Below are 17,961 nucleotides of genomic sequence, written 5' to 3' on the forward strand. Positions count from 1 at the left end.
GCGCGCAAAATGGCCGGTTTCATACATGTTGAACAGCCGCAAGCGTTTGGCGCACAGCCTAGCGTGATTGTCGATTGGTCTATCGGCGCTGATGGCGCGCCGGTCGGCGTTCAGCCGGTCGACCGACAGGACATCTATGCGGTGAATGGCGGTGGGCTGGTGATCAATCCAAACGGCCCCTCAGCAAAGAGACGCGCATGTAACCTCAACGACATTCGCCTGAATTTGCGCGACGGCGACGCGCTCATCGTCGCCAATGATCCGAGCACCGCTGCGACGCGGGACAATACGCCGATAACGCTGACCTTCGCCAATCCCGTGCGCGGCGTTGGCGCTTTCGTCGCAGTCGACGGATCGGATGTCCAGCCGGGCCTCGTGTTTCTTGCCGTGATGTGGCTGCGCCCGTTGGGCGGAAGCTGGACGCATGTCGTCGCGAGCGGCGTAACGGGAGCATTGCCGGTCGCGCAAGGTCAACAGGATACCGCCGCCTTTGTCGGCGCACTTGCATCGGGCAATGAGCGAATATCGGAAGTCCGCTTCGATGCAACCTTTATGGGCAATCGCCGGTTCAAATTTCTTGCGCTTTCCCCGCTCTACGGGGCGCTGTGACGATGCGTCGCAGATTCATGCGCTTCGCCGTGACGACTCTGACACGGATAAGCGTGGCCGGCGTCCTTCTCTTGGGCCCGGCGCTGGCGAATGAAGCGCAAACTGCGGACGCTGAAGATAATGGCGTCAAAATTCAGTGGCGCTACACGCCTGAAAGCCGCGCCGAACGCAGCGGACTCGGCAAGCTTGAAGTCGCGCTTTCGGACGCACGATCCGGCGCGCCTCTGAAATACAACTCCAGTCAGCTCGCGGGTTGGCTTCGGCGCTCGCGCGCCGCGCTGTCCGACGCCGAGACGCCCTGCTCTGACCAGATCGCCGCGTTGATCGGCCAGGGGATCGGGCAGCGAGCGGATATCGATCTCTCCGCCTATCGTCTCCTCACGCTCAATGAGGACGGCGTGGTGGCGTTCATCAATCCGTTCGTGAGTCTCAACAACGCGAAACTCGAATCAATCGTAAGCCTCGGCGCCAAACCGCTTGCCTGGGCCTATGCGGCGGAACGCATGGAGCTTTGGATATTGGCGGAGCCGTCGACGCTGTTCGGCGTCGATCTCCAAACACGCCAAATCAAACGCAAAATAGATCTGCCTGCAGAGGAGCGTGCGCGCAGCCTTGCCTTCGATCGATCGGGCTCGCGGCTATGGATCGTCCTGTTGGGGCGAAAGGAGCTGGCCCATCTCGATGTGACGCGATCCGACGCGACGCCAATCTTCGAACCGCTCGCCGCAGATGCCGCCATCATGCCGGCGGATCATGGCGCTGTTTCCGATGGCGCTATCAGCGATCAGGCGCTTGATGGCGTCTTCATGCTTCGTGAGGATGGCGGCTTCATCTGGCGCGCAAGCAATACGCGCTCGAAATCATGGCGCCTCGACAATAGGCCGACGGCCGCCGCCTACAGCGCACTCGCGCGCCGCATCATTGTCGCCAGCACCGACGGCGCACTCGCTTTTCTCGATCCTGAGACTGAGACGACGGACGTCGAAACGCGCGTGCAGCTCAGGCACACCGTGCGCAACCTGTCGATCTTCGATGGCGGCAGAATGGCGCTGGCGGTCGGCGACGGTGACGCCAGCGTCATCGACCTCGCTGCTGGACGCGTGACCCTACCACTTCGATTTTCGACAGCCGCGGATCAGCTTCTGCTTACGCGAACATTCGCTTATGCGATCGACGCTCATAATGCGCGCGCGACCCTGTGGTCGCTGAGCGATCTCAAGAGCGGATCCGCACAGCCGATCGAGACCAGTCTGGGCCGCTCCGGCGCGACCGACGCCGGCGTCGTGACGCCATTTAATCAGTTCGCCGCCGCTTCGCCGGATGGCGCAGGAATCATTTTCGCAAGCCGCACCGACGCGACGCTCTACCAATATGCGGAAGGCATGATGGCGCCGAGTGGCAGCTTTTCCAACTATTCGCGCAAGCCAGTCGCCATGATACTGCTCGATCTTTCGTTGCGCGAGAGGGAGCCCGGCAAGTACGCGACAACAGTTCGGCATATCCGCGGCGGCGCCTACGATCTGCTACTTACCGGTCGCGGTCCGCGTTTCTCGGTCTGCGCAAGACTGCAAATGCCACCCGTTAAGGACGATGTCGCTGCGGCGCCCGCATACAGCGTGACGCTCCTATCCGAGACAGCTGCGGATGAAGGCGCCGAGCGCGTCGTTCGCATCCGCCTTCAGCAGGCGGCCGGTGATCACGTCCATGACAACGTCAGCGGCCTTCGGGATCTGACGATGCTCGTTTTCGATCGCTACAGCGGCTGGCAGATTCGCGCGCCGATGCGTGAGATCAAAGCGGGCGAATATGAAGCGCGTGTATCTGCGCCTCATGCAGGCCGCTACGATTTACATGTATCAAGCGTCTCGCGGAATATTTCCTTCATTGAAGGGCGTCTCGGTCAGGTTTCGCTGGGGAGCGCGCCATGAGAACGTTGCCTTTCACTATGATCGCGCTGCTTGTGCTCTCGGGGCTCGCGGGCGCGAAAACGCGCTCCTGGATCTCGCCGGGTCCCGCGCTTCCACATATCGTTTTGACCGACCACGACGGAAACCCTGTTGCCCTCGACAGGCTTGTCGCCGGTCGCGTCGTGGCGGTGAATTTCTTTTTCACCCAATGTTCGAGCGTATGTCCGGTGCAGACAGCCATCTTGCGACAAACGAAGGAGCTGATCGAGAAAGAAGCCTCCGCAGATCGAAATCCGCTCTTCATATCGATCTCTGTCGATCCAGAATTCGATACGCCGACGCGCATCAGGCAATATGCCGAGCGCTTCGACCTTGCGCTCGGCGAGACGCATGACTGGGTCATGCTTACCGGCGCGCCCGAAGCGACCAGCGCGCTCATTGCAGCTTTTGACGAAACGGCGGGGCCGGCGCCCGGCGACCATAGCGGGTCGATCTGGATTGGCAGCCAGAGTACCGGGCGTTGGGTGCGCATTCCCACATCATCGGCAGAAGCGGCGTCGCCAGCAGCACTAGCGTCAATCTTGCGGGAGACCGCACGATGAAAAGGACGTTTGCGTTTTTCGCGCCAGCGCTGATCGCCTGTGCGGCGCTATCGCCGATCATGGCGAAAGCAGATGGCGCCGAAGGGCGGGCGCTCTACCACGGCCACGCAGGCTTTACACGCGGCGTGGAGGCGACCAATCTGCATCTGCCGTCGGAGTTTACCGCCTGCGCGAAGTGCCATGGCGCATTTGGCGAAGGCCGACGCGAAGGCGGCGTCACCGCCCCGGCGCTCACGTGGTCCGCGCTGACGACGCCGCGTGGGGAAGCGCCGGCCTTCCAGGCCGAGTCGCAGATCCTCGATGCGATCACGAAAGGCGTCGCGCGTGGCGGCGCTGCTCTTGGTCCAACCATGCCACGCTACACGCTGAGCGACGTGGAGATGTCAGCGCTTCTTGCCTATCTAAGGCATATAGGGCGCGCCGATGACTATCCGCCGGGCGTCGACCGCCAGACAATTCGACTGGCGACGATGCTGCCGCTTTCAGGCGCTGCGAGCGCCGCCGGTCAAGCAGTCCTTGACGGTATGCGCGGCGCCTTTGATGCCGCAAATTCGAATGGGGGACTTTACGGACGGAAGCTCGTTCTCGAAGCGATCGATGTTGAGCAGGACGCTCAAGCGCTTGCAAAAGACATCACTCTGCGCAGGCCTTTCGCGGTCGTCGGCGGGATGTGGCGGCTCGATGCGCCCATCTCCCTCGAACTCGCGAAGCAACGCATCGCGAAGATTGCAACGCTGACACCGCATAAGGACGCGTTATCGCTTGATGCGTGGGACATCGATCTTCTTCCGCCGCTGGACCAACAGCGCAACGCGATTGAAGCCGCGCTTAAGAATTGTGCGGCACCGGGTCCGAAATGGGCGATTATAAGCAATCTCGCCATTGCATCAACGCCGATAGCGGACCAACGCTGGTTCGCAAGTGCTGCCGAAGCTGCCGACGCGGCGAAGCAAATCTCGTCTCCCGGCTGTGTGGCCTATGGACTATCCGACTCTGCAGCGGTCAATGCAGCCATGCCTGTGACTTGGGAGAAGCGTCTCATTCTCCCGTTTCCCGGCGCAATCTTTCTTGTCAGCCGCGAGGAGTCATCGAATCCTTGGTATGCGCTCGGTCGCGCAGCAGCACGTCTCGTCGTCGAACTTTGCGCGCGCGCCGGTTCGCGGGTGAATGAGCGCTCGCTCCTCGTGGCGCTCGAGCAGAGTTCCCGCGTCGAGCTTGAGGCTGGCGCGCCCGCGTATTTTGACCGCGCGCGCCATTACGCATGGGACCCCGACATCATCACTATTTCTGCAGGCGCGCCGAAGATTGGGCACAAACAATTTTAAGGGAGAAAACTGTGATGACACGCACTTTATTCGGACACGCGCCTCGACACATTTTCGGTCTATTCGCCGTAACGTTCGGCGCGCAATCTGCAATGGCGCAAACAGCGGCGCCTTCTTTCGCTCTGACGGGCCATATCGAAAATTTCAGCCTGGATACGCCGGCCGACAAATTCAGCGCCGCGAAAATTACCGTGCGCGGGATCGACGTCGTGCTTCCGAAGCATTTGCTGATCACGATGCCGGGGCAATATCTCACCGCACAAGATCTCTTTCGTGGACCGACGATGCAGGCGCCGCCGCAGGGCGAAAATAGCGGCCTTGCGCTACTCGATGCGTCAGCGCCGCGAGTGCCCTTCGAGGCCGAACTCGTCGGCAATATTGTCAACGGCGTTTACGTTGCGGGTATCGCACATATTTCGCAGGGCGCGCTTCATTCCGGCGCTGGCTTCATCCAGAGCATCGATCACGAAAAAGGCGAACTCACAATCGGTGCGCAAGACGGCGCTCACGGCGCGCATGTGCGGCTCAACGATCCGGACGGGGTCTATGGAGCGACCAGCACGCCACCGCTCGATGCGCGTTTCCAGCTCGACAAGGAAAATTCGCCGGTGCACGCGCGAACGGGATTCCCGGTCTGCATTCCTCGATCAGCCACGGCAAACGATCCAAAATGCCCCCGCGGCAACCGTCCGGCCGATTCCAACATCCGCCGCTTCACCTGTGCGCGTCCCGGCGCACCTGCCGCGGCGGTCGACGCGCCGCGTCACGATTGCAATCCTGAGCTGCCAATTCCGTTGCGCGTAGGCGATTATGTGACCTATGCAGGCATGCTTCAGGAGCTTCCCGGCACAGGATTCATCATCGCCGCTCACGGCCTCGAAGCAGAACTCGGCGTTTACACCTCGCCCGGAACCGAGCCCGTATATGTTTTCGTCGAGGAAGCGATACAGGGTACGAAGGGCGAAGCTTTCCCGAATATTCCACAAGAGGAGACAACGCGCTTCCGTATCGTCGGCTTCACCACCGACCCCAGCCGCAATGTCGAAATTCTTATCGCCGACATTGGCCGTGAAGTTGGCGGCGTCAACGACATCGGCGTCTCCCTCACGGGGCCGGATGGACTTGCCCCCTCAAATCTCGCGCAACTGGGTCGTTTCAGGAACACTTGGCCGTCGAAAGACTCGGCGCGCGCCGTGCGGCGCGACGCGATCGCACAAGTGGTCGGCAGCCCGCATGCCAAACTTGCAAATGGCTTGACCTCCGGCAGATATGGGGCGCCGGTCGGCGAATATATCTACCCCGAGCTGACGCGCTTTGGCCTGCCGGGGTATGCCTTGCCGGTCGCGTTCGAGAATTTCTGCTTCCTGCGCCTTGGCGGGGGGACCATGCCGACCGATTCCGGCCCGCAGCCCGTCCAGCCGCTCACGCCATTCCCAGAGTCAGGTCACCCGCTTTCGCAACCTGTAGGCGGCGGCCGAGCATGCGATGGTCAATGATTTTTGTAGGCTCTGCACCCATCTCGCTGAAGCGAAATGACCTGCCATTCGGCAAAAGCGAGGTGGACCTCATGATACTAACCAAAGCTCCAATCCTGTTGTTCCCGGACGTTGTCGCCATCGAGGCTTACATGTCCGGCGAGCCTGCGCGGTCGACGGGCTTTTGGCTCAAGCTATCTAAGATCAGCGCACCCAAAGCGACGATCAGTAAAGGTGAGGCCATCGAAGCAGCGCTTTGTTGCGGATGGATCGATGGCCAGCTCGCCAAGTTCGATGAGCACCACTTCCTCATTCGAATGACGCCACGACGTGCGGGCAGCCGGTGGTCAGCCAAGAACCGGGAAACGGCGGAGCGTTTGGCGCGCGAAGGACGTTTAAAGGCGAACGGTCTGGAGCAGATAGAATGAGCCAAGACAGATGGGCGGTGGGACGCGGCGTACCAATCGCGGGGGAAGGCCGAAGCTCCTTCTGATCTGCTCGCGGCGTTAGCAAGTAACACGAAAGCCAAGCGATTTTTCGAGACTCTTGATCGCGCGAACCGCTATGCGATCATCTATCGCGTCAGTGACGCCAAGCTGCCAAAGACGCGGAGCAGGCGGATCGCGCAATATGTGGAGATGCTGGCGCGGGGCGAAACCATCCACCCGGCGAAAGCAAAGAAGCCATCGCGGAAGCAGACGTAGTCACGGACGCTTGACAAGAAATGCTGGCCATGCCGTCTCACGCCAGACGCAGTCGGGTTTGATACGAACTCTCGGAACGCAACCTCCGTGGTCCGAGATTTCGTATCAGCTGAGCCGGTGCTAATGCCGACTGATCCCAGTCATCGTTAATTGAGAACTATCGGCCACTTTTTCTAGGTCAGCATTGTCTATAGCACGCTATCCTATCCTACCTTACTCCACTGTACTGTCCCTCATTCCCACTCAATCGTCCCCGGCGGCTTGCTCGTCACGTCATACACCACGCGGTTGACGCCCTTCACTTCATTGATGATCCGCGTCGCGGCGCGGCCCAGAAAACTCATGTCGAAGGGATAGAAATCCGCCGTCATGCCGTCGCTCGACGTCACCGCGCGCAACGCGACGACGTAATCGTAAGTGCGCCCGTCGCCCATGACGCCGACGCTACGCACCGGCAGTAGCGCGGCGAAGGCCTGCCAGATGTCGTCATACAATCCCGCCTTGCGGATCTCGTCGAGATAGACGGCGTCGGCCTTGCGCAGGATCGCCAGCTTCTCGCGGGTGATGACGCCGGGGCAACGGATGGCGAGTCCCGGCCCCGGAAACGGATGGCGCCCGACGAAAGCTTCCGGCAGTCCGAGTTCGCGGCCCAAAGCGCGCACCTCGTCCTTGAAGAGTTCGCGTAGCGGTTCGACCAGCCGCATGTTCATGCGCTCCGGCAATCCGCCGACATTATGATGCGATTTGATCGTCACCGACGGGCCGCCGGTGAAGGAGACGCTCTCGATGACATCGGGATAGAGCGTGCCTTGCGCGAGAAACTGCGGCGCGCCGCGCCCGTCCTGCGCGATCTTCTTCGCCTCGGCTTCGAACGTCTCGATGAACAGTCGGCCGATCGTCTTGCGCTTCACTTCCGGGTCGTCGACGCCCTCTAACGCGCCGAGGAACAGGTCCGCCGCTTCGACGTGATGCAGCGGAATGTTGTAGTGATCGCGAAAGAGCCGCACGACCTCTTCCGCCTCGCCCTGCCTCAGCAGGCCGTGATCGACGAAAACGCAGGTGAGGCGCTCGCCAATCGCTTCGTGAATGAGCACCGCCGCGACGGCGCTGTCGACGCCGCCGGAAAGGCCGCAGAGCACGCGCCCATCGCCGACCTGACGCCGGATCGCCGCGATCGCTTCGCCGCGAAACGCCGCCATCGTCCAGTCGGACTTGAGCCCCGCGACCTTGTGCACGAAATTCGAAAGCAGCCTGGCGCCGTCTGGCGTATGCACGACTTCGAGATGGAACTGCACGCCATAATAGCGCCGCCGTTCATCCGCGATCGCGGCGAAGGGCGCGTTTTCCGAAGCGGCGATGACGCGAAAGCCTTCCGGCAGCTTCGTCACCCGGTCGCCATGGCTCATCCAGACGGGGAAGCTGCCGCCCTTCTCCCACACGCCGTCGAGCAGCGCGCTGTGCTCCAGCGCCGTCACGTCGGCGCGGCCGAACTCGCGATGATGGCCGCCCTCGACAAGCCCGCCGAGCTGTGTCGCCATCGTCTGCTCGCCGTAGCAGATGCCGAGCACCGGCACGCCGGAGTCGAAAACGCTTTGCGGCGCCCGGGGAGACCCCTCGTCGGTGACCGAGCACGGCCCACCCGAAAGAATCACCGCCTTCGGGCGGATCTCGGCGAAGGCGCGCTCGGCGTTCTGGAACGGCGCGATTTCGCAATAGACGCCCGCCTCGCGCACGCGCCGCGCGATGAGCTGCGTCACCTGCGAGCCGAAATCGACGATCAGCACCTTGTCATGGCGATCGGCGATGTCGTGGTGGAAGGCGTCGGGCGCGGTGGTCATGGGCAAACCTGATTGAACCGCAGTCACCGTCATGGCCAGGCTTGTCCCGGCCATCCACGCCGGGCTTCTGCGGAATGTCGGCGTGGATGCCCGCGACAAGCGCGGGCATGACGCTCGGTGGAGCACTCGGATTGGTCTTACTCAGCGCTTCGCCAAGACACAAATGTAAAACCCGTCCGTGCCGCTCGTCGCCGGCGACAGGCGAATGCCTGGCCCGTGCGGCGAGGCGAAGCGGGCGAGGTCGGGGAGTCCTGCGCCTTCCGCGATTTCGGCGGCGGAATGCGCCGCGAAATCCGGATTGGCGGCGAGAAAGGCCGCGATCTGGTCCTCGTTTTCCTCGCGCAGCGCCGAACAGGTGACGTAAGCGAGCCGCCCGCCGGGCTTCACGAAGCGGACGGCCATCGCCAAGAGTTCGCGCTGCTCCTTTAATCTTCGGTCCAGCGCGCCGGGCGCGAGCCGCCATTTGGCGTCGGGATGGCGCCGCCACGCGCCGGTCCCCGTGCAGGGCGCGTCGATCAGCACGAGGTCGCAGCGCGCTTCGAGATCGGCCAGCACGTCGGCCTTGCCGCGCGGCGCACGGACCTGAATGTTGCGGGCCCCGGCGCGCTCCAGCCGCTCATGGATCGGCATGAGGCGCCGCCCGTCCGCATCATAAGCGTAGACCTGCCCGCGGTTATGCATCTGCCCCGCGAGCGCCAGCGCCTTGCCGCCGCCGCCGGCGCAAAGATCGAGAACCTGCTCGCCCGGCCCAGCGGCGCAGAGCAGCGCCGCAAGCTGCGAGGCTTCGTCCTGCGGCTCGACGAGCCCCTTCACATAGGCGGTCTCCGCCGTCAGCGCCGGACCCCGCCCCTGCCCCGCCTCGATTCGCAGGCCGATCGGCGAAAGCGGCGTCGGGGCGGGAGAGAGATGCGCGAGTTTTTCGAGCGCCTGCTCGCGCGAGCATTTCAGAATATTGACGCGCAGATCGATAGGCGCGCGGGCGGCGAGCGCCGCGCCTTCTTCGACCGCCCGTTCGCCGAACGCCGCCTCAAAATGCGACGCCAGCCATTCCGGATAGTCGCCGCGCACATGATCCGGCGCGGCATCGAGCGCGGCCGTCTCCAGCCGTTCGCGCTCGTCGCCGGAAAGCGGCGCCGGCGCATGGCCCGCGCCGGAGCAGAACGCCGCGATCGCCTTGGCGTCCAGGCCGCGCGCCTCGCGCAGCGCGCCCAGCATGATCGCGCGCGGATCGTCCGCGCCCATGACATAGATGGCCGAAGCGCGTTTCCGCAGCGCATCGAAGACGAGACTGGCGATGGCGGCCCGATCCTTCGAGCCCGCGAAACGATGCGCGATGCCCCAGTCCTTTAAGGCCTCGGCGGCGGGTCGGCGGCGCTTTGCAACATCGTCCAGCACTTCGATCGCGGCGGAGATATGAGCGGCGGGAGTCATCGGCGCGCCGTCCCGCCGGCGCGCGATGGACATAATTCCGTCGCCACAGCCACGCTCTTACGCAACAGGCGCGAATGTGCGCGCCACCTTGAGAAATGCGGACGAAACTGATGCGACGCCTTCATCTGATCCTTGCTTCACTTATCGCTTTGTCGCTCGCTGCCTGCGCGACGCAGCCCCCGCCGCCGCCGGATTATCCGCCGCCGCCAAGGCGCAAGCTCGACGCCAAAACTCAGCTCGAGACCGGCCGGACGTATTAAGGCCAACGTCAATCGAACTTCCCGGCGGCGCGGTGCGTCGCGTGGATGCGGCGGATCGTGCCTGTCGCCGAGCGATAGACGATCGTCTCGGTGTCAATCGTCGTCTTGCCGAGCGACACGCCGCCCACGAGCGGCCCGGCGGTGACTCCGGTCACACAAACGACGACGTCGCCGGCCGCCATGTCGCCGACCGAATATTTGCGGCGCGGATCGATCGGGCCCAAACGCTGGGCCTTGGCGATCTGATCGCGAGTCTCGAGCGCCAGCCGCCCCTGCATTTGACCGCCGGCGCAACGCAGCACGCAGGCGGCGAGCACGCCTTCCGAGGCGCCGCCGCGGCCAAGATACATGTCGACGCCGGTTTCCCAGGGGTGGGTGGTGAGAATGATCGCCGCGACATCGCCGCCGGCGATGAGGCGCACGCACGCGCCGGCGTTGCGGCAATTGCGGATGATCTCGGCGTGGCGCGGCCGGTCGAGAATGCTCACGGTGATTTCGCTCGCGCGCACGCCTTTGGCGATCGCGAGCGCTCTGATATTGTCGCCGGGATCGCGATCGAGATCGATCGTGCCTTCGGGATATCCCGGACCGATGGCGATCTTGTCCATGTAAACGTCGGGCGCATGCAGGAGCGAACCGGCCGGCGCCATGGCGACGACGGCGATCGAGCCCGGCATGTCTTTGGCGCAGAGCGTCGATCCTTCCAGCGCCGCGACGCCGAGGTCGACGCGGGGACCGACGCCGGCGCCGATTTCTTCGCCCACATAGAGCAGCGGCGCCGCGTCCGCATCGCCCTCGCCGATGACGATGCGTCCGCGCACGGGAAGTCGCGACAGCTCTTCGCGCATCGCCGCCGCCGCTGCGAGATCGGCGGCCATCTCGTCGCCGCGTCCCCGGAATCTGGCGGCGGCGACCGCGGCGCGCTCTGAGGCGCGCGCCAGCTCCAGCGTCAGGTAGCGGTCGATCTGCGACGCGTCGGGTTCGGGCTGTTGCGTCATGTCGCGCTACTCGCGTTCGATGCGGATGACCTGCGCGCGTGAAACGATGACGCCGTCCTGATCGATCAGGTCCAGCGCCTCGCGCACGAGATGCTCGCTCGTCGCATGGGTGATGAGGATGACATCGACGCAATCGCCCGGCGCGCCCCGCGCGCCGCGCTGCACGATGCTTTCAAGCGATATGCGACGCTCCGACATGCGCGTCGCGATCTTGGCGAAGGCGCCCGCGACGTCGCGCACCGACATGCGGATGTAATAGCCGCCTTCGTGACGCTGCATCGGCATACGCTTGAGCTCCGCGAGCTTCGCGGTCGGCAGACCGAACGGCGCCGAACGCACGCCCTTGGCGATGTCGGCGATGTCGGCGACGACCGCCGAGGCCGTCGCGTCGCCGCCGGCGCCTGGCCCAACAAGCGTCAGCTCATGCACCGCGTCGGCGTCGATGGTGACGGCGTTCAGCACGCCCATCACCTGGGCGATGGCGGAATTCTTGCTGACCATCGTCGGATGAACGCGCTGCTCGACCCCCTCAGCGGTGCGCTGCGCGACGCCGAGCAGCTTGATGCGGTAGCCAAGCTCCGCCGCCGCGTCGATGTCGGCGAGCGTCACGCGCTCAATGCCCTCGATATCGATGGCGCTGGCGGCGATGCGCGTGCCAAACGCCAGCGAGGTGAGGATCGCAAGCTTGTGGGCGGTGTCGAAACCGCCGATGTCGAAGGTCGGATCGGCCTCGGCGTAGCCGAGCCTCTGCGCCTCCTTCAAGCATTCCTCGAACGAAAGCTGCTCCTGCTCCATGCGCGACAGGATGTAATTGCAGGTGCCATTGAGAATGCCATAGACGCGCTCGACCGAATTGCCGGCGAGCCCCTCGCGCAGCGTCTTGACGATCGGAATGCCGCCCGCGACCGACGCCTCGAAGGCGAGCGCGGCATGGTTCTCCTCGGCGAGCGCTGCGAGATGCAAGCCATGCGCGGCGAGCAGGGCCTTATTGGCGGTGACGACCGGCTTGCCATGCGCGAGCGCGGTTTCGACGCAGGCTCTCGCTGGCCCCTCCGAGCCGCCGATCAATTCGACGAAGAGATCGATTGACGGCGAGGCCGCGAGCTTGACCGGATCTTGGAAAAATTCCGCGCTGGAAAGGTCGGCGCGCCGCTCCTTCGCGGCGTCGCGAGCCGAAACGCCCGCCAGGACGATGCGCCGTCCGGTGCGGGCCGTGAGCGCCTCGGCCTGGCGGCGGAGCAGGCGCGCCACCGCCGCGCCGACGGTGCCGAGCCCCGCGATGCCGACGCGCATAATCTCCGACATTGCAACCTTTCCGGGAAAATTTGGCGGGCGACGGACGCCCAGAGTCGCTAGCGCCTTGTGCCCGATTTGGCGCCTTCAATCAAGAAACCGCCGACGCCAGGAGGGGCCAGGAGGGGATTGAGCCGTTGCGCCCGACGCCCTAACTCTTGGGCAAGCTGAAGCCGAGCCCGATAGCGGCGATGAGGAGATGACAATGACGCGTCGAATGAGCGTATTCGCGATTCTGATCGCTTTGGCGCTGGCGTTTTCCGGTTCTTATGCGCTGGCCGGCATCGGCATGCACGTGCAGGCGGCGATTGAGCATGCTCAGGAGGCGATAGACGACGGCGCGAAGGGCGACTCCAAAGAGATCGTTACGCATATGATGAGCGCGCTCGGCCATGCGCGCGAGGCGCTGCACGAAAAGGCCATCGAACGGGACCGCGCCGCCAACAAGCTGCTGCATCGCGCGATCCGGCATCTGCGCTTGGCCGAAATGCGCGCCCGGTTTGGCGACTCGGCGCGCGCCGTCAAGCACGCGACGAGCGCGCTCGCCGAACTGAAGAAGATCAAGTGACGGCGTCGCGCGACGCGGCGAGGACTCATGGCGGCGACATGGTCGTCGCCAAATAGCTCGGCGTTCTGCTCGCCGCTCTTTCGCGGCGCAATTCGCGCTCGACCGGGCGCGCGCGGCGCGTCGGCGAGCGCCCCGCCTAATGCGGCACGCTCGACCAGATCTTGCGCTTGGTGAAATAGAGCAGCCCGACGAAAACGAGCAGGAAGGCCACAACGCCGAGCCCGACGCGCTTGCGAGACTCAAGATGCGGTTCGGCGACCCACATCATGAAGGCGGCGACGTCCTTGGCGTATTGGTCGATCGTTTGCGGCGCGCCGTCCTCATAGGTCACCACGCCCTCGGAAAGCGGCGGCGGCATGCCGATGCGCCGGCCCGGCATATAGGGATCGTAGAACTGTCCGTCCGGCATTTTCACGTCTGGCGGCGGGTCTTCGTAGCCCTCCATCAGCGAGACGATATAGTCGACGCCGTGCTCCTGATAGGAAAAGCCCGGCAAAGCGTCGAACAGAAAGAGCGGAAAGCCGCGAGAATAGCCTCGCGCCTTGGCCAAGACCGACATATCCGGCGGATAATTGCCGGCCAGCGCGGCGCGCGCCGCCTGTTCATTGGCGAAAGGCGGGGGGAAGCGGTCGCTCGGGCGGCCCGGCCGATCGAAATATTCGCCCGCCTGATTCGGGCCGTCCTTGATCTTGTAGCTCGCGGCCAGCGCTTCGACCTCTTTTTCGGGAAACTCCGGTCCGCCAGGCTGCGAAAGATTGCGGAAGGCGAGCATTTTGATCGAATGGCAGGAGGAGCAGACTTCCTTGTAGACCTTGAAGCCTCTGCGCAACTGCGCCTTGTCGTAGCGACCGAAGGCGCCGGCGAAGCTCCAATCGAAGCGCTTGGGCTTCTGCTCATGGCGCTCGCTCTCGTGCCGCGCTTCCTTCTCCTGGGCCTCAGGCGCCGCGACCTTCTCGGCTTCCTTCGCGGGAGGCGCAGCGGCGTTATCGCCTTGCTTCGCGGGAGGCTCGGCGGCCTTATCAGCTTCCTTCGCGGGAGGCGCGGCGCCTTGATCTGTTTCCTGAGCGGAAGGCGCGGCGGGCTGATCGGTTGTGGACGGCGGGGCCTCCTCCTGAGCCCAAGCAGGGCCGAGCAGCGCGAGCGTCGCAGCGACCGCGACGGGAATGAGCGCCCGGCGCTTCATCGAAGAGACGAGCCGACGCGATTTTCTGTGCGCCTCAGACATGGGAGGTTTCCCCTCGCACGATCGAAGCGTCTATGGATTCAGGCACCGGCTCCGGCTTCTCGATTCTGCCGATGACCGGCAAAATCACCAAGAAGTGGAGGAAATAATAGGCCGAGAGCACCCGGGCGAACCAAAGATATGCGCCTTCAGCGGGCTGCGCCCCGAGATAGCCGAGCCCGATGCACACCGCGACAAAAATCCAGAACTCCTTGCGAAACAGCGGCCGAAACACGGCCGATTTCACCTTCGACGTGTCGAGCCACGGCAGCGCCGCAGTGATCAAAATCGATGCAAAGAGCGCAGTGACGCCGAGCAGCTTGTTCGGGATTGCGCGAAGGATCGCATAGAACGGCAGGAAGTACCACTCCGGCACGATATGCGGCGGAGTCACCAGCGGATTGGCTTCGATGTAATTGTCGGGATGGCCGAGATAATTCGGCACGAAAAACGTCAGCCAGGCATAGACGACGAGAAAAGCCGCGATGCCAACGGCATCCTTCATGGTCGCGTGCGGCGTGAAGGGAACCGTGTCCCTCTTGACGTCCTTCACCTCGACGCCGGCCGGATTGTTCTGGCCCGTCACATGTAGCGCCCATACGTGCAGCGCGACGATGGCGACGATGATGAACGGCAGCAGATAGTGCAAAGCGTAGAAGCGGTTGAGCGTCGCATTGTCGACGGAATAGCCGCCGAGCAGCCAGGTCGTGATCGCGGTTCCAACGACGGGAATGGCGGAGAAAAGATTGGTGATGACGGTCGCCGCCCAGAACGACATCTGCCCCCAAGGCAAGACATAGCCCAGGAATCCCGTGGCCATCATCAGCATGAAGATCACGACGCCGAGAATCCACAGGACCTCACGCGGGTCCTTGTAGGAGCCGTAATACATGCCGCGGAAGATGTGGAGGTAGACGGCGAGGAAGAACATCGACGCGCCATTGGCGTGCGCATAGCGCAAAATGGTTCCCCAATTCACGTCGCGCATGATCTTTTCGACGGAATCGAAAGCGAGCGTCGTCTCCGGGGTGTAATGCATCGCAAGGACGACGCCCGTGACAATCTGCGCGACGAGCATGAAACTTAAGATCGCGCCAAATACCCACATGTAGTTCAGGTTTTTTGGCGTCGGATAGGAGACGAAGGAATCATGCATGAAGCTCAAAATCGGCAGACGGCGCTCCAACCAGCGAGCGAAGCCGCTCTTGGGCGTGTATTGGGAATGTCCTTCCATGGGCTTGGTGCTCTCGGAATCTCGCGCGGGAAATTGAAGGCGCTGGGCCTTGGCTAGCCGATCTTAATTTTGTTTTCGGCGATGAAGGCGTAGGGCGGCACCTCCAGATTCGTCGGCGCCGGGCCGCTGCGAATCCTCCCCGAGAGGTCGTAGACCGAGCCGTGGCACGGACAGAACCAGCCGTCGAATTCGCCTTCCTTGCCGGTCGGAATGCAGCCGAGATGCGTGCAGACTCCGATGACGACGAGCCACTCGGGTTTTTGAACGCGTTTGGAATCGGGCTCCGGGTCGGGCAGCGCCGACAGCGGCGTGTCCTCAGCCGCCTTGATTTCGGCCGCCGTCCGATGACGCACGAAAACCGGCTTGCCGCGCCATTTCACGGTAACGATCTGGCCTTCTGGAACCGAAGAAAGATCGACTTCCGTCGAGGCCAGAGCGAGGGTTGACGCGTCCGGGTTCATCTGGGCGATCAGCGGCCAGACCATCCCGGCCGCGGCGCCTGCTGCGGCGGCCCCCGTCGCGATGTAGAGAATGTCCCGCCGGCTTGGCTCCGCCGGTTTTACGGCGGTGTCTTTGCTTGTCACGCTCGAACCTCTCCCAACGCTCTCAAGTCTTCGCGGCCGAGGCAGCGGCTGCGCCCAAGGCGATCGTTCCACGTTTCGCCGCTTCCGGCCAATCGCTGCGGTGCGCCGCACCATGGCAATGCCAAGGCTGCGGCGGGGCGGAGGTGATATGTGACGCGAATCCCCGCCGCTGTCCACAAGCCGACACAGGGAAATTTGGCTATCCGCCTTGCCGCACAAGACCGCTGCCGATATTCGCGGCGATATGCCGCAAATTCGTATCTCCTCCCACTCGAATGGACCATGACTTCTCTTACGCTAGCCTTGTATCAGCCGGACATTCCTCAGAACGCCGGCGCCATGCTGCGCACATGCGCGTGCCTCGGCGTCTCCGCGGCGATCATCGGACCGGCCGGATTTCCCACAAGCGATCGCGACTTTCGCCGCGCCGGCATGGACTATCTCGATCACGTGACGATTGACCGACATGGATCCTTCACGGCCTTTCAGGCGTGGCGGGCCGCGTCCGGCCAAGCGGGCGAGAGCCGTCGGCTGCTGCTGCTATCGACGCGGGCGGCGGTCTCCTATCTCGACTGCGACTACCGCGCGGGGGACATTCTGCTCGTCGGCCGCGAATCCGCCGGGGCGCCGGAAGAGGTGCACGCCGCCGCCGATCTGGCGCTCCGCATCCCCATGCGGCCTCGCATGCGCTCGCTCAACGTCGCCGTCGCCGCGGCGATGGTCATGGGCGAGGCGCTCCGGCAGTTGCGCGCGCTTTAGACAGGTGCGCCGCCGCACTGCGCAACGGCGAAACGACCTTTTAGTCTGCGATCGTCGCAGCATATTAAGGCGATATTCATTGAATTCGGGAGGGCGCTATGACCCACCAGACTATTCGCATCTCGCTGATGCTTTGGGAGCGGCTGTTGAAATCTCTCAATGCGGCTCTGCTGACCGCACTTCTCTGCGTCGCCCTTTATGCGCTTGTGACCAATCTCTCAGAGGCGCGCGGCGCTATCGGCAAGCTGTTCGTAAAGTTCACGCAGATTGAAAGCATCGAAGGCTTCAATGTGAAGGCGGCGTTCCGCGTGGATCAAATCGCGCAGGCGACGCCGATCTATCAGGCTCTGCCGGCGGACATGAAGGACATGCTGCCCGTCGACATTCGATCGCTTCGCGCCAGCTGGGTGGAGCGACTTCTTTATGTGGGCGACCAGGGCAAGCTGTGCGAGTTCGAGTCGCCGAATCAGAAAATGGTCGAAGACCATAATGCGGACCGGCATCTGTCGGCCGACGGACTCATTACGATGAAGGACTCGCGCGAGGTTAAGGCGCAGGTGCTTGAAGACATGCGCCAGGCGAAAGCGCGGAACCGTGGGTGGCCGAACGGCGAGCCCCGCTCCTGCTATGTCACCGAACTCACCGAGCGCGGCAGAAACGTCAAGACGGCGCTCGCGCAGTTTCTGCGCGCCGGCTTCGCGGCGGCGACAGGAACGCCAGCAGCGCGGCATGATTCCAAGATGAAAGTCGCGGAGATGGCGCAATAGTCAGGGGAATCGGGAAGGATAGTTTTCATCACCCTCATCCTGAGGAGCCGCCGCAGGCGGCGTCTCGAAGGACGAGGGTGAGGAAAAATACGCGAAAACGGGCTTCCTCGTCCTTCGAGACGCGTGCTGCGCACGCTCCTCAGGATGAGGAGGCCCTTCAGCCGATCGCCCTGGCGCAATAGGTCCTGCTGAATTGACAAGGCGCGGCGCCGGCGGGATGAAGCGGCGACAAGAGGAGACGTCCATGAACGCCGCGCAGGATCAACTCGAAGCCCGCAAGGACGCCGCGCGCGCATGGTTTGAATCGTTGCAGCTGCGCATCATCGCCGCCTTCGAAGCGCTGGAGGACGAAGCGACGGGTCCGTTCGCCCCCGATGCCGAAGCG

16 protein-coding genes and 2 pseudogenes are annotated in these 17,961 nt (G+C 63.5%); 11 read left to right on the top strand and 7 right to left on the bottom strand.

Annotated elements, in window-relative coordinates:
- Positions 1-9 precede the first annotated feature (9 nt).
- From ACR65W_RS05100 to ACR65W_RS05130, 7 genes and pseudogenes are all read left to right on the top strand, one after another.
- A complete protein-coding gene (locus ACR65W_RS05100) occupies positions 10-609 on the top strand; it encodes a hypothetical protein (protein WP_434499001.1) in 600 nt (199 codons plus the stop codon).
- A 2-nt stretch (positions 610-611) separates the two neighbouring features.
- Positions 612-2,537 carry a hypothetical protein gene (locus ACR65W_RS05105; protein WP_434499002.1) on the top strand — a complete coding sequence of 642 codons (1,926 nt, stop codon included), beginning with the start codon at positions 612-614 and terminating at the stop codon, positions 2,535-2,537.
- Positions 2,534-3,118: an SCO family protein gene (locus tag ACR65W_RS05110; protein WP_434499004.1), complete on the top strand. Its 585-nt coding sequence runs from the start codon at positions 2,534-2,536 to the stop codon at positions 3,116-3,118. Before ACR65W_RS05105 ends, ACR65W_RS05110 begins: the two co-directional genes overlap by 4 nt.
- A complete protein-coding gene (locus ACR65W_RS05115) occupies positions 3,115-4,443 on the top strand; it encodes an ABC transporter substrate-binding protein (protein WP_434499005.1) in 1,329 nt (442 codons plus the stop codon). Before ACR65W_RS05110 ends, ACR65W_RS05115 begins: the two co-directional genes overlap by 4 nt.
- 14 nt (positions 4,444-4,457) lie before the next feature.
- Positions 4,458-5,939, top strand: coding sequence for a hypothetical protein (locus tag ACR65W_RS05120; protein ID WP_434499006.1), 1,482 nt, complete (start codon positions 4,458-4,460; stop codon positions 5,937-5,939).
- Positions 5,936-6,346 carry a YdeI/OmpD-associated family protein gene (locus tag ACR65W_RS05125; RefSeq protein WP_434499007.1) on the top strand — a complete coding sequence of 137 codons (411 nt, stop codon included), beginning with the start codon at positions 5,936-5,938 and terminating at the stop codon, positions 6,344-6,346. Before ACR65W_RS05120 ends, ACR65W_RS05125 begins: the two co-directional genes overlap by 4 nt.
- 60 nt (positions 6,347-6,406) lie before the next feature.
- A pseudogene (locus ACR65W_RS05130) lies at positions 6,407-6,622 on the top strand (YdeI/OmpD-associated family protein); the annotation flags it as partial.
- Between the two features lie 233 nt (positions 6,623-6,855).
- Here the strand turns inward: ACR65W_RS05130 and guaA are convergent.
- The 4 genes from guaA to ACR65W_RS05150 form a co-directional block, all read right to left on the bottom strand.
- Positions 6,856-8,460 (bottom strand): glutamine-hydrolyzing GMP synthase, encoded by a 1,605-nt coding sequence (gene guaA, locus ACR65W_RS05135; protein WP_434499008.1) that lies wholly within the window; start codon positions 8,458-8,460, stop codon positions 6,856-6,858.
- Between the two features lie 141 nt (positions 8,461-8,601).
- A complete protein-coding gene (locus ACR65W_RS05140; protein WP_434499009.1) occupies positions 8,602-9,891 on the bottom strand; it encodes an RsmB/NOP family class I SAM-dependent RNA methyltransferase in 1,290 nt (429 codons plus the stop codon).
- 268 nt (positions 9,892-10,159) lie between these two features.
- A complete protein-coding gene (glpX, locus tag ACR65W_RS05145; RefSeq protein ID WP_434499010.1) occupies positions 10,160-11,149 on the bottom strand; it encodes a class II fructose-bisphosphatase in 990 nt (329 codons plus the stop codon).
- 6 nt (positions 11,150-11,155) lie between these two features.
- Positions 11,156-12,454, bottom strand: coding sequence for a homoserine dehydrogenase (locus tag ACR65W_RS05150; RefSeq protein ID WP_434499011.1), 1,299 nt, complete (start codon positions 12,452-12,454; stop codon positions 11,156-11,158).
- A 193-nt stretch (positions 12,455-12,647) separates the two neighbouring features.
- Here ACR65W_RS05150 and smbP point away from each other — a divergent pair, with 193 nt between their 5' ends.
- Positions 12,648-13,010, top strand: a complete 363-nt coding sequence (gene smbP / locus ACR65W_RS05155; RefSeq protein ID WP_434499012.1) for a small metal-binding protein SmbP — start codon at positions 12,648-12,650, stop codon at positions 13,008-13,010.
- Positions 13,011-13,146: 136 nt separating this feature from the next.
- On the opposite strand, the gene ACR65W_RS05160 is transcribed toward smbP, so the two are convergent.
- The 3 genes from ACR65W_RS05160 to petA are packed head-to-tail and all read right to left on the bottom strand — an operon-like array spanning position 13,147 to position 16,050.
- Positions 13,147-14,235 carry a cytochrome c1 gene (locus ACR65W_RS05160; protein WP_434499013.1) on the bottom strand — a complete coding sequence of 363 codons (1,089 nt, stop codon included), beginning with the start codon at positions 14,233-14,235 and terminating at the stop codon, positions 13,147-13,149.
- Entirely contained in the window at positions 14,228-15,466 is a 1,239-nt protein-coding gene (locus tag ACR65W_RS05165; protein ID WP_434499014.1) for a cytochrome b, read from the bottom strand. The genes ACR65W_RS05160 and ACR65W_RS05165 overlap by 8 nt, the downstream gene beginning before the upstream one ends.
- A gap of 53 nt (positions 15,467-15,519) precedes the next feature.
- Positions 15,520-16,050 carry a ubiquinol-cytochrome c reductase iron-sulfur subunit gene (petA, locus tag ACR65W_RS05170; RefSeq protein WP_434499015.1) on the bottom strand — a complete coding sequence of 177 codons (531 nt, stop codon included), beginning with the start codon at positions 16,048-16,050 and terminating at the stop codon, positions 15,520-15,522.
- Positions 16,051-16,332: 282 nt separating this feature from the next.
- Here petA and ACR65W_RS05175 point away from each other — a divergent pair, with 282 nt between their 5' ends.
- The 3 genes and pseudogenes from ACR65W_RS05175 to ACR65W_RS05185 form a co-directional block, all read left to right on the top strand.
- Entirely contained in the window at positions 16,333-16,809 is a 477-nt protein-coding gene (locus ACR65W_RS05175; RefSeq protein ID WP_434499016.1) for a tRNA (cytidine(34)-2'-O)-methyltransferase, read from the top strand.
- 98 nt (positions 16,810-16,907) lie between these two features.
- Positions 16,908-17,576, top strand: coding sequence for an rRNA methylase (locus ACR65W_RS05180; RefSeq protein WP_434502370.1), 669 nt, complete (start codon positions 16,908-16,910; stop codon positions 17,574-17,576).
- A 217-nt stretch (positions 17,577-17,793) separates the two neighbouring features.
- Positions 17,794-17,961: pseudogene (locus ACR65W_RS05185) on the top strand (oxygen-dependent coproporphyrinogen oxidase); the annotation flags it as partial.

It is taken from the genome of Methylocystis sp., assembly GCF_051062815.1.
In the GTDB taxonomy this organism is placed as follows: domain Bacteria; phylum Pseudomonadota; class Alphaproteobacteria; order Rhizobiales; family Beijerinckiaceae; genus Methylocystis.

What these genes read in the sequence shown, in the direction of transcription:
- ACR65W_RS05100 (WP_434499001.1), top strand. Translation starts at nt 10, where the DNA reads ATGGCCGGTTTCATACATGTTGAACAGCCGCAAGCGTTTGGCGCACAG.
- ACR65W_RS05105 (WP_434499002.1), top strand. Translation starts at nt 612, where the DNA reads ATGCGTCGCAGATTCATGCGCTTCGCCGTGACGACTCTGACACGGATA.
- ACR65W_RS05110 (WP_434499004.1), top strand. Translation starts at nt 2,534, where the DNA reads ATGAGAACGTTGCCTTTCACTATGATCGCGCTGCTTGTGCTCTCGGGG.
- ACR65W_RS05115 (WP_434499005.1), top strand. Translation starts at nt 3,115, where the DNA reads ATGAAAAGGACGTTTGCGTTTTTCGCGCCAGCGCTGATCGCCTGTGCG.
- ACR65W_RS05120 (WP_434499006.1), top strand. Translation starts at nt 4,458, where the DNA reads ATGACACGCACTTTATTCGGACACGCGCCTCGACACATTTTCGGTCTA.
- ACR65W_RS05125 (WP_434499007.1), top strand. Translation starts at nt 5,936, where the DNA reads ATGATTTTTGTAGGCTCTGCACCCATCTCGCTGAAGCGAAATGACCTG.
- guaA (WP_434499008.1), bottom strand. Translation starts at nt 8,460, where the DNA reads ATGACCACCGCGCCCGACGCCTTCCACCACGACATCGCCGATCGCCAT.
- ACR65W_RS05140 (WP_434499009.1), bottom strand. Translation starts at nt 9,891, where the DNA reads ATGACTCCCGCCGCTCATATCTCCGCCGCGATCGAAGTGCTGGACGAT.
- glpX (WP_434499010.1), bottom strand. Translation starts at nt 11,149, where the DNA reads ATGACGCAACAGCCCGAACCCGACGCGTCGCAGATCGACCGCTACCTG.
- ACR65W_RS05150 (WP_434499011.1), bottom strand. Translation starts at nt 12,454, where the DNA reads ATGTCGGAGATTATGCGCGTCGGCATCGCGGGGCTCGGCACCGTCGGC.
- smbP (WP_434499012.1), top strand. Translation starts at nt 12,648, where the DNA reads ATGACGCGTCGAATGAGCGTATTCGCGATTCTGATCGCTTTGGCGCTG.
- ACR65W_RS05160 (WP_434499013.1), bottom strand. Translation starts at nt 14,235, where the DNA reads ATGTCTGAGGCGCACAGAAAATCGCGTCGGCTCGTCTCTTCGATGAAG.
- ACR65W_RS05165 (WP_434499014.1), bottom strand. Translation starts at nt 15,466, where the DNA reads ATGGAAGGACATTCCCAATACACGCCCAAGAGCGGCTTCGCTCGCTGG.
- ACR65W_RS05175 (WP_434499016.1), top strand. Translation starts at nt 16,333, where the DNA reads ATGACTTCTCTTACGCTAGCCTTGTATCAGCCGGACATTCCTCAGAAC.
- ACR65W_RS05180 (WP_434502370.1), top strand. Translation starts at nt 16,908, where the DNA reads ATGACCCACCAGACTATTCGCATCTCGCTGATGCTTTGGGAGCGGCTG.